The 13122-nt window shown below is 69.1% G+C and carries 15 protein-coding genes; 1 reads left to right on the top strand and 14 read right to left on the bottom strand.

Annotated features, from left to right (window positions below; genetic code table 11):
• Nucleotides 1–67: 67 nt before the first annotated feature.
• The 8 genes from ACFWVV_RS17595 to ACFWVV_RS17560 all read right to left on the bottom strand — a co-directional run bounded on the left by ACFWVV_RS17595 (nt 68) and on the right by ACFWVV_RS17560 (nt 7806).
• Entirely contained in the window at nt 68–1009 is a 942-nt protein-coding gene (locus ACFWVV_RS17595; protein ID WP_384351154.1) for a hypothetical protein, read from the bottom strand.
• Nucleotides 996–5051, bottom strand: coding sequence for a hypothetical protein (locus ACFWVV_RS17590; RefSeq protein WP_384351151.1), 4056 nt, complete (start codon nt 5049–5051; stop codon nt 996–998). The genes ACFWVV_RS17595 and ACFWVV_RS17590 overlap by 14 nt, the downstream gene beginning before the upstream one ends.
• Nucleotides 5044–5337 (bottom strand): hypothetical protein, encoded by a 294-nt coding sequence (locus tag ACFWVV_RS17585; protein ID WP_384351148.1) that lies wholly within the window; start codon nt 5335–5337, stop codon nt 5044–5046. Before ACFWVV_RS17585 ends, ACFWVV_RS17590 begins: the two co-directional genes overlap by 8 nt.
• Nucleotides 5338–5363: 26 nt before the next feature.
• Complete coding sequence (locus ACFWVV_RS17580) at nt 5364–5885, bottom strand: hypothetical protein (RefSeq protein ID WP_384351145.1); 522 nt, start codon at nt 5883–5885, stop codon at nt 5364–5366.
• A gap of 101 nt (nt 5886–5986) precedes the next feature.
• Nucleotides 5987–6583: a hypothetical protein gene (locus ACFWVV_RS17575; protein WP_384351142.1), complete on the bottom strand. Its 597-nt coding sequence runs from the start codon at nt 6581–6583 to the stop codon at nt 5987–5989.
• An 84-nt stretch (nt 6584–6667) separates the two neighbouring features.
• On the bottom strand, nt 6668–7117 hold the full coding sequence (locus ACFWVV_RS17570; RefSeq protein WP_384351245.1) for an XF1762 family protein: 450 nt from the start codon (nt 7115–7117) through the stop codon (nt 6668–6670).
• Nucleotides 7118–7153: 36 nt separating this feature from the next.
• Nucleotides 7154–7582, bottom strand: a complete 429-nt coding sequence (locus ACFWVV_RS17565; protein ID WP_384351140.1) for a hypothetical protein — start codon at nt 7580–7582, stop codon at nt 7154–7156.
• On the bottom strand, nt 7582–7806 hold the full coding sequence (locus ACFWVV_RS17560) for a hypothetical protein (RefSeq protein ID WP_384351137.1): 225 nt from the start codon (nt 7804–7806) through the stop codon (nt 7582–7584). Before ACFWVV_RS17560 ends, ACFWVV_RS17565 begins: the two co-directional genes overlap by 1 nt.
• A gap of 187 nt (nt 7807–7993) precedes the next feature.
• Between ACFWVV_RS17560 and ACFWVV_RS17555 the strand changes: the two genes are divergently transcribed.
• Nucleotides 7994–8386 carry a DUF6221 family protein gene (locus ACFWVV_RS17555; RefSeq protein WP_384351134.1) on the top strand — a complete coding sequence of 131 codons (393 nt, stop codon included), beginning with the start codon at nt 7994–7996 and terminating at the stop codon, nt 8384–8386.
• A 60-nt stretch (nt 8387–8446) separates the two neighbouring features.
• Here the strand turns inward: ACFWVV_RS17555 and ACFWVV_RS17550 are convergent, their stop codons facing one another.
• From ACFWVV_RS17550 to ACFWVV_RS17525, 6 genes are all read right to left on the bottom strand, one after another.
• Nucleotides 8447–8977, bottom strand: a complete 531-nt coding sequence (locus tag ACFWVV_RS17550) for a hypothetical protein (RefSeq protein ID WP_384351132.1) — start codon at nt 8975–8977, stop codon at nt 8447–8449.
• Nucleotide 8978: 1 nt separating this feature from the next.
• A complete protein-coding gene (locus ACFWVV_RS17545) occupies nt 8979–9311 on the bottom strand; it encodes a hypothetical protein (RefSeq protein ID WP_384351129.1) in 333 nt (110 codons plus the stop codon).
• Nucleotides 9312–9326: 15 nt separating this feature from the next.
• Nucleotides 9327–10190: a hypothetical protein gene (locus ACFWVV_RS17540; RefSeq protein ID WP_384351126.1), complete on the bottom strand. Its 864-nt coding sequence runs from the start codon at nt 10188–10190 to the stop codon at nt 9327–9329.
• Between the two features lie 12 nt (nt 10191–10202).
• Nucleotides 10203–10682: a hypothetical protein gene (locus ACFWVV_RS17535; RefSeq protein WP_384351124.1), complete on the bottom strand. Its 480-nt coding sequence runs from the start codon at nt 10680–10682 to the stop codon at nt 10203–10205.
• A gap of 177 nt (nt 10683–10859) precedes the next feature.
• Nucleotides 10860–11336 carry an IPT/TIG domain-containing protein gene (locus ACFWVV_RS17530; protein WP_384351121.1) on the bottom strand — a complete coding sequence of 159 codons (477 nt, stop codon included), beginning with the start codon at nt 11334–11336 and terminating at the stop codon, nt 10860–10862.
• Nucleotides 11337–11448: 112 nt separating this feature from the next.
• Nucleotides 11449–12696 (bottom strand): hypothetical protein, encoded by a 1248-nt coding sequence (locus ACFWVV_RS17525; protein ID WP_384351119.1) that lies wholly within the window; start codon nt 12694–12696, stop codon nt 11449–11451.
• Nucleotides 12697–13122 lie beyond the last annotated feature (426 nt).

The following is a 13122-nucleotide window of genomic DNA, read 5'->3' as shown; positions in this document are numbered from 1 at the left end:
CCCGGGGAACAGCTTGTGTCTCGGGCTGCGGCCTGAGCGTGTCTGCTGTTCCCCGGGGGAACAGCGGTCAGAGGTAGGCGTACGCGTCTCTCCACGCCACCGTCATGTACGCCGTGCCCGTCGCGTCGATGCCACGGAGGACTACGTCCTGGCGGCCCACCGGCAGCCGCATGTCTGCCAGCCGGGGTGACCCCCGGTACAGGGAACCGGCGACGGACGCATTGCCGTTGCGCAGCACAGTGCGTGCCCAGGGACGAGGGTCGATCACCACGCGTTCCCCGGCGCCCAACGTCAAGTTCAGGCTTGCCTTCCAGCGCCCCACCACTTCGCACACGGGCTGAGTGATGGGGCCGTAGATCGTGATGACCGGCCACGCCGCTTTGGTGCCGCCCACCACCGCATCACCGGTGGGGCGGGATGCGCTCTCGCCGACCATGGTCAGCGGTGTCCTCAGCGGCCCCACGAGGCCGCGGTGCGGCGGCGGCACAAGGTCCACGCGCAACCGTTGCTCCACGTCGTCGTAGGCGGTGTCGTCGACGCAGACGAAAGTCGCCACGACCGGGGTGTACCCCTGGCGGGTCAGCCGGCTGGCGGTCGGGGCACATTTACGGGGGCGGCCGTAGAAGAGCCGGGCCCGGCCGCCCTGCACGGTGCGCAGGACGGCAGGCGTCGCGAATCGTCGCCGTACGGCCTCGGCGTCCCACGCCTGGACCATCGCGGACACGGCGTCCAGATTCGCCGCGTGCCGAGCGAGCACGGTCCGGGCGGCGGACACGGTGTCCACGCCCACCTCGAACGTCAGCGTGGACTGGCCCCGGTAATCCTGGCCGAACCGGGACCCGTCTTCACGAGGCATCGGGACATCGCCGGCGTCTCCGTCTCCAACCGTGATCTCGTACGGCTCCAGCAGGTAGTACCCGGTGCGGAACGACCCGAAATCGAAGTCGGCCCCGGGATGGACCCCGTTGGCCCCGTACGAGAGGTTCCACTCACCCTCAGCCAGCGGCATACGCACCTCCGCGGCGGATGCGGCGCAGCTCGAACATGGCGTCGGTGAGCGCCTGGCTGGGGCTCATCGGCGCACCGGTCATGGTGAGGTTGAGGTCGCCGCCGATGAGTGCACCGTTCCCCGCGGGAACACCCGGCTGCTGAGGTGTGGAGGCGGTTGCAGCGGTGGCGGTGCCTCGGTAGAGGGGCATGGCGCCCTGGGCCTGTTGTCGCAGCGCACCGTTGGCGAAGTAGACGACCCGGCCGCCGAAGGATTTGGCGACCTGGTCGAGGATCGCCGCACTGCGTTTGCGCTTGCCGGGCGCGAGCGGGATGTACGCCTCGCCCCCGGTCTCGGGCTCGGCCCACAGCCGCCATTCGCCGGGCCGGGCGATCTGGGCGATGTGCTTCTCGGAACCGGCGGCGAATGCCTTGACGCGGTCGGCGGCCCGCCGGATGCCGCCGTCCGCGTACCGCAGGATGCCGCCGTTGGCCTGCTCGTTGACGTACGGCTTGCCCTGCGTCGAGTACTTGATGGTGACGTGAACGGTCTTGCCGGTCAGATTGTTGATCTTGTTCTGGATTGACTGGACCTGTTGAAGGGGGGTTCCGGTCGGGGCGGTGATCTTGACCGTCTTGCCGCCGCTGCCGTCGACCTTCTCGATCTTGAACTTCAGGTCCTTCAGTGCGGCTTGCGCCGTCTGCGTGGGGGCCTTGATGTCGATCGACTTGCCCGGCGGGATGTCCACGACCTTCCGCTGGACGTCCTTCAGCTCGCCGGCCGCCTGGTTCACGATGGCATTGACCGTGACCGTCTTCCGATTCGGTGCGTTGGCGATGTCCGCAGCCAGGGCGGAGAGGTTCGCGCGGGCGCTGCCGGTGGGTGCCGAGATCTCTACGTACTTGTTGCCCGGCAGCATGGTCACCTTGTAACCGAGGGCTTCCAACTGCCCGATGGCGCCAGAGGTCGGAGCCGTGATCTGGATGGCCTTGCCCTTGGTGACCGCGGACAGCTTGCTGTTCAGGCTCAGGACCTCGGCGGTGGCCTCCGGTATCCCCTGGGTGGTCATCAGCGTGGTGATCGTGGACGGGATGAATCCCATCTGGTCGGCCAAGGCCCGCGCCTGGGCTGCCGGAATACCCATGTCCATCGCGAGCTGGATGGCCTTCGTACGGGCCTGTTCCATCGCTCCTTGCGACCTGGTCATGGCCTCCGACATGGGCAAGAGGCCCTGCTCTGCCGACGCCATGGAGCTGGTGGCGACCCCGAGCATCGCGTCGCGCATCTCGCCGAGCTGGGAGTTGAGGGCCTGCCCGTTCCTGGTGGTGGTGTTGACCATGCCGTCGGTGGCGACGAGCGACTGGCCCCAGCCGTCGGACTTGGCGATGTTTCCCTTCATCGTGTCGCCGACCTGGAGCATGACCGCGTTGAGGCGGGTCTCGGCATCGTGCAGGGACTGTGTGTTGCCGCTCAGGGCGTCGAGCGCGGCCTTAAGGGAGTCGACGCGCTGGTCCGCCGCCTGGGTCTTGTCGCCGAAATTCTTCACGGCGGCCTGAAGCCTGTCGTAGGCGGTGGTCCCGACGGTGGCGCCGTCGTTCATCGCCTTGGCGGCGTCGGTGGCATCCTGCTTGCTCTTCTTCAACTCGCCGTTGAGGCTCCCCAGGGCGTCGGCGGCAGCCTTGTACTTCAGGCCCTGCTCGTCGTAGCGCCGGACGGTTGCTCTGCCCACCTGCGTCAGGGGCTTGTTCGCCTCGGCGAGGTCCAGGAGCTTCTGCTTCAACCCGTCGACGGAACCACCCTGTTCGAGGTAGGCGTCGGTGAGGGTCTTGAGGCTGACGTCCGCGTCCCTCATGACGTCGACGAGCCGCTTGTTGCCGTCGGCGAGCTGGGTGTCCTGGAGTAGTTGCACCGTGCGCGCGCGGACGTTGGCGTCGATGGCGCCGCCCGAGTCGGCCAGAGCCCGCGCGAGGGACTGCACGCGCTCGCGGTGCGCCTCAGCAGCTCGGGCGCTGTCCTGCTGCTTGGAGGCGAGGAGGCCCAGCCCGATCGTGACGCCGGCAATGGCGAGCCCGAGGGGGCCGCCGAGGGCGGACATCATGCCGCCCATCGCGCTGCCGACCGTACGGTTCGCAGCACCGATTCCGCGCAGGGTGCCGCTGAGCCGCCCGCCTTCGGCAGAGGCGGTCCGGTACGCACTTGAGGCGCGTTGCCACAGCGTGGCCTGCGGCCCGATGACACCAGGGCCGACGCCCCGCATGGTCGAACCGAGGGCTGTCAACGACGTACCGGCTGCGACGACGGACGTCCCGAAGCCGCGCAGCATGGTGGACACGGCCGTGATGACCTTGAGGGCGAGCAGCGTGCCCAACAGGGTCGCCAGGGCAGTGTTCGCACCCGGGACCACGGTCATGATCGTGTTGAAGACGGCCACCAGGCCGTTGAAGGCCATGAGCAGGACACCCAGCCCAGTACCCGCAGCAGCCAAGTGCCCTACGGCGGTCGCGATGTTGGAGATGACGCTGACGACGGCCGGACCGATGCTCTGGCCGATCGCGGAGAAGAAGGTGCCCAGCGCGGGCATGAGCTGGGTACGGATCTGACGAATCAGGTCGGTGACCCCGTTGTCCTTCATCGCGCGGCCCATGCCGCGCACGAAGTCCCCGACGAGCGCGTTCAGTTCGGTGAACGCCGGTGCCGCGCCGGAGAAGAACTCCTTGATCCCCTCCTGGCCCGCCTTGCTGTTGGCCCAGCGCTCGAAGCGCTTCATGGTGCCTTCGAGACCGTCCAGCAGGGCGTTGCCGGTCTCCATCGAGGCGCGGCCGACGCCGCCCAACCCCTTGATCAGGGAGCCCGTGGAGCGGCCGAGCTGTGCGGCCTTGTTCCCGGCGTGATCCAGGAACTTGGCAAGGGAGCCGGTCTCGCGCCCGGCCTTAGCCGAGGCACGGACGTACGCGGTGAACCGCTCACCGCCCTTGGCGATCCGCTCGACAAAAGGGCCGGACGCCACCAAGTAGTCGAGGCTGGCGCGGCCCAGGTTGCCCAGGCTGCCCGTCAGGCTGCCGATGACCTTGGAGTTCGTCCCGGCGATGGTCTTGAAATCCTTGCGGAAGACTCCCGACCGCATGAACTTGGCGCCGCGTTCGGCGAAGGAACCCATCTGGTCCGCGCTGTCGCCCAACGCGTCCTTGAACAGGGGCAGGACCGCTTGGGACAGGGGCTTGATGTCATCGGCGATCCGCGCGAAGAAACGTTCCTGCACGGACCGTTTCATCGAGCCCCACGCCTTGGCGAGGGAGGTCACGGTCTTCACCGAGGACCGGGCCGACGTCGACAGCTTCCCGAGCGCCTGATTCAGCTTCTCGGTCTCGCCCCTGGTGAGCTTCCCGCCCGCGGCGAGGGTTTCCTGCGCCTTGAGCGACTGCTTCATCGCCTCCCCGAAACCGGAGAAGGCGACCTTCGTGCCGATCGCAGCCGTCGCCGTGCCAGCGATCAGCCCGGGGATGGCGCCGAGCACGCCGACCGCGGGAGCGGCGGCCGAGACCAGTGCGGTCAGCCCGGCCGCGTACTGGCCGAGTGCGGCCACGGCGGGCTGCGCCAGGGAGATGAGCGCGCCCATTCCGAGCATCCGCAGCGAGCGGCGCCCCCGGGGCATGCTCATCTTCACCGGCACGCTGACCGGGTTGTTGTCTGCTTCGCCCTGGGCGCCGCGGAGGAGACCGCGCAGGCTCCCCATGAGTCCGCCGGACGGGCCGTCTCCGTCGGAGTCGGCCCTGACGGGCAGGCTGATGTCGGCCCCGGCGACGCTGCGCCGGATACCTTCGACTTCGCTGCGAAGCCGGTCCTGGTCGACCTTGATGCGGATCTTGGCCGTGACGCCCTTGGACGCCTCCTTGACCGCCTCCTTGAGACGGCGGCGGAGGCCCTTGGCGTCGACCTCGATCTTCACCTTGACGGCCAGACCTTCGGCCGCCGCCTCGACCTGGGTGCGCAGCCGTTGTGCGAAACCTGCTAGGTCCGCGACGACCGGTACGTCGAGACGGCCGGCCTGTAGGCCCTCAGCCACTGCGGACCATGCCTTTCTGCATGGCGGCCATGAGCATCTGCCGGTGACCGGCCATGTGCGGGGCCGCCTGCTCCGTCGCGGCCTGCTCGGACGGGGCTCGCTGTGAGCCGCGGGATCGTTTCTGCGAGCGGGTGGCGGAGCTGTACGGGCGGGGGATGGTCTTCGGCTCCTCACGGCGCTTCTCGGCCGCGAGGATGCTGATCTCTTCGACGATCTGCGCCAGCAGCTCCGTGGACGTCGTCCACCCAGCGTTGGCCGCGGACTGGACCCGGGATTCCTCCGGCAAGCCGTCGAGAAGGGAGGTCAGCCGCCTCAGACCGATGAAGCCGGGCTGACCGGGTCGGAGCCAGACGCTTCGGGCGTCGAGTCCGTAGTGGTGCCAGAGGTCGGACTCGACGTCGCTCCATCGCTCGCGGAGGAGTCGCCCGACTTGAAAAGCCGTCCCATCTCTACCCCGTAGACCTTGGCCAGAGCGACGGTCAGGCGGACGAAGTCCGGGACGGACGGCCGTGCCTTGGCGAACGTCTTGTACTGCTCCTCACCGAGGAGGATCGCGTAGGTCTTCCGGACGGCGCCGAGGAACTTCAGCGGGAGAGAGGGGCGCCGGAACAGTGCAGCGACGATCTCAGCGACACCTGCCTCACCATCAGACGATTCGAGGACTTCACCGAGGAGCGCGACCAGGCCCAGGTCCTCCGAGAGCAGGGGGTCCAGGGCGTCGACGGGAAGCTCCGCCGGGAAGATCAGGTCCTCGCCATCGAACAAAACGGGCAGACCGTCGGGGTAGCGGATTTCGCGGCGGGGGGCGTCCAGGTCAATGACGTACGACGACATAGGGGTGTGACCTCTCGGGTGCGTGGCTGAGTCGCGGGGTGCGGCAGCACGCGGACACTGGCAAGCCGTCGGGCTTTGTGTCGCGTGCTGCCGCCCGGAGGTCACGCCGCGGGGGCGAAAGCGGGGTCGTCGGTCAGGACGTACCAGGCGTCAAGATCATCGCCGCCCTGAACTGCAAGCCTCAGCGGGAGAACCGCTTCCTTGGCCTTGGCGAGGTCCTTGCTGACGCCTTCCATCTGCATCGTGCGGGGAATCACGTACCGGTAGTGCCGGCCGCCGTCGATGACCTCGATGACAGCGGCGATCTCGCCGCGGCTGCCGATGCGGGGCGGGGTGAATCGGTACTGCTTCGGGGTCCCAGTCTGAGCCCCGGCCACGGTGACTTCGGTGATCTCGCCGCCGCCGTACACCGCCCGGAAGTTCCGTCCCGACCACTGCTGCAGATCGACCTCAAGCGTCGACGCGTCCGAGGTCTGGAAGGTGCGGGTGGGGTGCGAGGACTGGGCGCTGCGCACCTGCTCGAAGTTGGGCTCCGAGTTGAACTTGAGGCTGTCTTCGGTTGTGAAGCCCACGCTCCACCAGCCGGTGGGCATCGGTGTAGTCGCGTCTGCCGGGGCTTTGGTGCCCAGCGCGGCCAGCCAAATCCTGGTGATGGAAGGGACAAGGATCTCGTTGTTGTTGGCGTTCTCGCCTGCCATGACGGGGGTCTCCCTGGGGTCCGGTGATCGAGCCCCGGAACCATGGGGAGAGGGGTGACTTAACGTCGCGTGCTGAGGGGAGAGCTATGGCGTTTCCCAGAGAGTCCGCGCGGTGTGCTCGGTACCTCGTGGAGTACGGGGGCGGCTCTGGCAGTGCCAGCCGCCACGGGCCGGGCGCTGTGCGAGGACCCGCCATCCAGCGCCGCGCAGGCTCGCCCCGGTCTCCCCGTCCTGGGTGTAGGTGATCAGCCGCGCGTACCCCAGGGCCTGCGCCGCCCGCCAGGAAGCCCCGTAGAGCATGCTGTTGGCATTGCGGACGCCATCGGTTGCAGTTCGGGTGACCTCAAGGGTTTCGCCGTTGTCCAGGTGACGTGCGACGGGACGGCCCACGATCGCCACGGCGCGCAGAACCCCGAACTGGTCGGCAGCACCGACAGTGAAGACGGCGCCGAGCGGCGGACGATGGTGGCGGTGCCATTGGGCGACGAACTCCTTGGCCTGCTTCTGCCGCAGAGGCACGAGGTGCAAGCGCACCTCCGTACCGACGTCTGACACGACCGGACCTTTCAGTTACGGGTGAAGGGTGACCAGGAGGCCAAGGAGCCAGCGTGGTTGGCTGTCGACGAGCGGTGACCACAGGAGCGTGCCGGACGGCCGAATCCCGTTGATGACGGGTTGGCCGGGCGTGTGCGGAGCCTCCGGCATCTCCGTCGCGGCAGCCGCGCAGACGAGGATGATCCGCCGGAGCTCGGCCTGCCCCGGCCAGCCGCCGGGATCGCCGTACGCCTCCAGCGTCACCTCCGGGGTCGTTGCCCAGTTCAAGCCCCGGAGGTCACCGCCAGCCCCGTGGGTGACACGCAGATGAGGCCAGGGCGTCTCAGCGATCCCGGATACGCGGCCGGAACCGCCGAGAGCCTTGGTGACCCTGGGGTGGTTCTGGAGCCAGGCGAGGACCGCCGAGACCGGATCGGCGTCGGCGAGTTCGTACGGTGCGGCCATCAGGAGCGGGCAACGTAGCCCTGGCGGCGCAGGCGCCGGGCGTAATCGGTGGGCACACGGACCTTCGAGCCCGGCGGGTAGTCGGTGCCGCCGATGGCGAGGTGATGCGACAGGGTGATGGTTTCCGTCGGCACTCCCGTGTCGGCAGGGGAGGCAGAGGCGGCCTTGGACCCGGAGGGGGTGGCCTCCGGCTCAGAGGTCGTGGAGAGGTTCTTCGTAGTCATGCCGGGCACTGTGAGCGCGCGGCATTGCTTGCGTCGCGTCCTGCGCGAGAGCGGGGCGGCGGCTGTGCGTTGCCTCTGTCAGCTCCGATGGGCCTGCTCGTGCCAACGGGAAGCCCCAACCACACCTACAGGAAACGCCCGGACCGTTAGGCTGCGGCCACCTGCTCATCTGCCAGAAGGGGGACTGATGGATACGCTGCTGGACTTCGTTGAGACATGTCTCGATGCCGATGAGGCTGAGATGTTCGGCGAGCCGGGCCCTCACCGCGCGGTGGCCGACGGCGACGCTCTCTTGTCGAGCGACGACTGGAAGGCCATTACCTTCGGGTGCGAGCCCGCGCCAACGGCTGAGTACAGGGCCACCATTCAGGCCAGACGCCGGGCCTTGCAGTGCCATGAGTACTGGTGCGACGGAGACTGCATGGGCGCCCTCGGGCCGGACCCGTCGTACTACGAGGCAGTCCGGGTTGTGGCGTGCGCCTACACGACCCGGCTCGGCTTCGACGAACGGTGGCGCATCGGAGTCCGCGCACGTAGGGCCGGTTCCCGGGCGTCGGGCCAGTTCGGCGAGGTCAGCTGAAGGCCACTGCTTCTGTCGGTGGACAGCCGTCCTCAGGAGGAACCGGACTCAGCTCCGAATTCAGCGACGGGCGGCAACCGCCGCTGTGGCGCGGGCCATGAAGTGTGTCCCGTTGGCTGCCAGTTGTCCGGGGTAGACCGTGCCCACTTCGGCCTCGACCACCATCGGAGCGCGCGCGGTGACGGTCACGGTGATCTTCTTCCCGGTGATGACCGGCTGGCCGGTGCTGATGTTGCGCGCGATGCCGTCGGGGTCGACGGCTGTGGTGCACCGGCAGTTCCGGAGATTGGCGACGGCCCGCGATGACTGGTCGCGGGGCTGGAGCATGTACGTGTTGGCGCCGACGCCCCGGTGCTTACGGTCCCAGTCCATGCTGTTGAGCGTGAAGCGGAGGTTCCCCGGTACGACCTGGCCGTGGGCCTGAACATGGGTGGGGCGCACCTGGTCGTCGGCCACAGTCACCCACCGTTTGGTGGGCGGGGCGAGCCGCCGGGCCTCCACTTCGACCTGATGGGCGATGCGCTGGACGTGCGGGGCGATCATCTGCGCGAGCAGTGACTCCAAGGCCGGGTTCGGCGTGAACTTCGGCATGTCAGGGCACCTCCGGCGGGTTGCGCGTCGCGGTGACCTGCACGTAGTCCACGGCCGCGCAGCCCGGCACGCGGTGGATGCGGGCGGTGGTCGCAGTCCACGTCGTGCCGTGCTCGTCGGCGACAACGTCGCCGGTCTTCACTGGCCAGGCTTCTGGGGCAAGGCGCAAGGACCAGATGCCGTCCGGCTGCTCCAGAACGGCCCCCGGCCACGTGCCGCGCAGCTCGGCTCGCCGGTTGGGGTCGGGCGGGACGGGGACTCCGTTCGCGTCGCGGGCCCACGGGTGTTCCAGCGGGTAGAGCGTCAGCCGCCGGTTCGGGAGGACAACCGCCAAGGCGCTTCGCCTCCTTCAGCGCCGCAGCCGCGTACGGCTGGACGAGTAGGGCCACGGGGCGCGGGGCGGACGGGACAGCGGCTCGAACACGAGACGGCGGAGCCGGTTGAGGCTGTTGATCGTGGGCAGGGCCCCCGCCTGGCCGGTAACTGGCGCGGCATCGTACGAGACGGACTGGCCTTCGGCGCTCACCGAGGAGATCCGGCGTCCCGGCCCGGCGCCCTGGTCGTTGCGCTGCCGGACCGATTCGGCTGCGTGCGCGACGACGTAACGCACCACGGCCTCCTCCTGGGCGCCGTTGAGACCGATGAGGAGGTCCACGTCGTACGTGCCGCCGGGCTGGGCGCGGTAGGACACGACGCTGGCGAAGTCGTCGATGTGAAGCGGCCAGGCGTCGATGTCGTCGAGTGCGTCGTTCGTACGGGGCGTCACTCCCCGCAGCGTCCTCGCGGTCGGCACGAGTGATCGGTTGAGGTAGGCGGCGACGTCGGCCTGCGCGTCGCGGATCGCTTCCTCGTACGTGCTGCGTTGGGCAGAGGTCAGCGGAAGGGCGGTGCCGAGGGCGTCGGCCACGGCCTCGGGTGAGCCGACGAGGCCCTGGCCGAGCGGCAGGTCAAGACGCACCGACGTGTCCGTGACGGGCTGCGCGCCCTCGTGGGGGGTAAAGGTCACCGCGCCCCAGTAGCGGCCGGGGGCAACGTCGTGCACGTCGAACCGGTATACCCCGGCCCGCATGCGCGACGCAGGTACGGCCGACACGACTACCGGGCCGTCGCGCCCGGGTGTGGCGTACAGGTCGAGGCGGGATACTTCGCCGCCGGCGTGGGCCGGGTCGCAATGCGCCCCGGCCCACATGGGCTTGTGGTCGTAGACCGACACCCCTTGTCCCCTCTACTTCAGGTTGCGGCCGGTGGTCGCGGCACCTGCGGTCAGGCGTTCGCGGATGCGGGCGGCGATCGACTCGGAGACCACGGCCCCCTTGGGCTGCAGGAGCCGGGTGACGGGGCTGTGGTGGGGGCCGAGGAACGTGCGCTCCACCAGGCGGACGGTGCACTGGAGGGTGGAGCCGAACGGGGTGAGCGGCACGAAGACGCGGTCGATGTCCGTGGGCGGCTCGCCGGTGGCGTCGTCGAGGATGACATCGGACAGGTTCGCGTCGTCCGGTATGACCTCGGTCGGCGTGACGTACGGGCTCGGGGCCGGGGGCTCAGGAGCTTCATCGACGTGCGGCGGCTCCAGCGGGGCAGCTTCCGGCGCAGTGGGGCGCGTGGCCGTATCCGGGGTGGTGGGTTCGGAGGTAGCCGTTTCGCCCTCGGTGTTTTCGGTGGGTGCCTTGGGTGTGGACTTGCGGGTGCGGGCGGTGGTGGCCATGGTGCTCCTCGTGCGGTGTCGGTCCGATCGCGGGCACCTTGCACGAGGGGTGGGGCTTGTGTCGTGGCGTCGCGAGGCGGACATCGAGGGTGGGCTTCGGGTCTCAAGGCGGCTCTTGTCGAGCCGACTTCGCCGGAGGGCTCCGCAGTTCGCGCGGGCCCTCCTGGCGTGGCAGTCCTATGTGCCGGACGGCGCTTCGTAGGTGAACCCGTTGGACTTGGAGACGGTGCTGTGGTCATCGGCGAGTGCGACGACCACAGCACCGGCCGTTCCGGGTGGGGTCTTTACCGTGAGCTCACCGGCCGAGATGATGTTGAGGCCGGTGCCGGGCTTGCCTCCGAAGGTGACCGCGGTGACCCCGTCGAGGCCGCTGCCCTTGATCGTGACGGTGGTGTTGCCAGCCGCCGGGCCCTTGACCGGGCTGACGCTCGCGAGGGTCGCCGCAGTGAACATCCGGTCGACCGCGGAACGTACGACGAGGGTTCCGGCCGGGTAGAGCAGGAACAGCTTGGACCCCTCCGGCTTTCCGTCGCCACGTCCGTACGGTTCGGAGACGTAGACGTCCTCCGTGACGCGTACGGGCGGATCGGTCAGCAACTCTGCGGGGAATCCTGCCTTCGTGATGCGGGTGCCGTCCTGGCGATACAGGCCCATGATGTCCTTCCTCCGGGTTCGGTGTTCGGGGAAGAAGAGTGCGGGAGCCGAGGGCCTTGGGTCGCGTACTACCGGCAAGGGGAACGAGCCCATAGGAGGGTGGGGCCGTGGGCTACAGAAGCCGAAGGTGGTCCCAGCCGTCCGGGCCGACGCTGAACACGAGCAGCCCGGATGACGAGACTTCGCCGGAGCGCGCGGTGTACCAGTCCGACCCGTTGTCGAGCGTGGGGGCCTGGATGTGCAGCCTGCCCGCGCCGAGTTGGGTGGTCCGGAAGTGATGGAAATGCCCTGTGATCAGAATGGAGGCGTCAGCGATGGCCTGGCGGCCGAAGCTCTGCGAGCGCCACCAGTCACCGGCCTTCTCCGGCCGCGCGTACTGGTGTCCGTGGGCGAGTCCCACGGTGGTTCCGGCGATGTCCAGGCTCACGGTCTCCCGCCACTTTTCCGGCACCACGAACGACACATGCCCGTAGGCGTCCGCGTTGCGGGCGTACGCGTCGGCGATCTGTGACAGGACTTCGATGCCCCAGTCGTCGCTGGGCGGGCCGACAGCTTCGCGGCCCCGACGGACCCTGCCGTGGTTCGAGCCGCACGTCGCCGCGACGACGCGGTCGAATCGGCCGGCCAGGCGGTCCAGACCCTCGAAAGTGATCCGTCGGTGGACCCGGACCATTTCCGTCATCGTCAGATCGTTGGTGTGCGCCTGCTGGGCAGTGTTCTCCACGTTCTCGACGCAGTCACCGGCGTCCATCCAGTACGCGGCCGTGGGGCCCTGCCCGAGGGCCTTGAGATCCCTCACGTGATCTTCGAGCCGGTCGAAGCGGTCTGCGACACGGCTGACCAGCTCGGGGGTGCCGCCGCCGCTGCCGACCTTTCCGGCCTGGGCATCGGCGTACACCACGACGAGGGCGCGCTCCGCAGAGTCAGCGGTTTTGCGGGGTGGGCGGCTGCGTCGCATCGCATCGCGGACCAGGGCGTCGACGTCACCCGCGGACAGCCAGGCGGGAGAGGCCGGTTCGATCACGTATCGGCAGCGCCAGACGGGATGGGTGACGGCGTCCTCGCCGTGTGCGCCACGGTGCCACGCTGCCGGATCGTGGCGGGCCTCGACGAGACGCACCCTCCAGCCCTCGGGAATGGCGAGTCCGAGTTCTTCAACGCGCTCACGCCAGTCGGCTTCGCTGGTCGGCGGCTGTTCTGCCGCTGGGGCGGTGACGACCATGGAGCCGCCCGGCTCGTAGCGCACCCCGGCCTCCCAGCCCCGGGGCGCAGGGGCAGGCGTGCGCAGAACCTCGTTGGGCTGCGACTGGGCGGCAGATGCGGGCCGGAGCAGCGCTTCCAGGTCGTTCGTCAGGGTCATCGGGCGCACCTGCAACCGGTGGGCTGACCGCGGCGGCGATGGCGGCCCACGGTGTAAGCCGTGACCGATCGGCCATGCTGCTTGAGGACTTCAGCGATGGCTGCCGAGGGAACGGTGCGGGTGTCGAGGATGCGGCGCAGCACGAGCGCGGTCTCCTCGTCGACCGCGGACAGGGTCGCCCCGACATTGCACAGGGGACCCTTTCGTGCGGCTGGAGCGTGGATCAACCCACCCAAGTCCGCAGCAAGACCCGTGGGTTGGTTGTCAGTCACCGGCGTTTCTCCGTATCAGGTCGTACAGGAAAGGGGACCCCGGGTGAGGGGGCGGCCCCGGGGGGGGGGCCGCCCCCCCCCCCGGCGACGCCCGGGGGGGGGGGGGGGGGGCCCACGAGAAAAACAAGCGGGGCCGGCGGTGCAGCGGCCCCCC

This window comes from Streptomyces sp. NPDC058663, from assembly GCF_042716745.1.
Taxonomy (GTDB): Bacteria; Actinomycetota; Actinomycetes; order Streptomycetales; family Streptomycetaceae; genus Streptomyces.
Note: the sequence above shows the minus strand (reverse complement) of the source record. Positions and strands in the feature narration are given on the sequence as shown.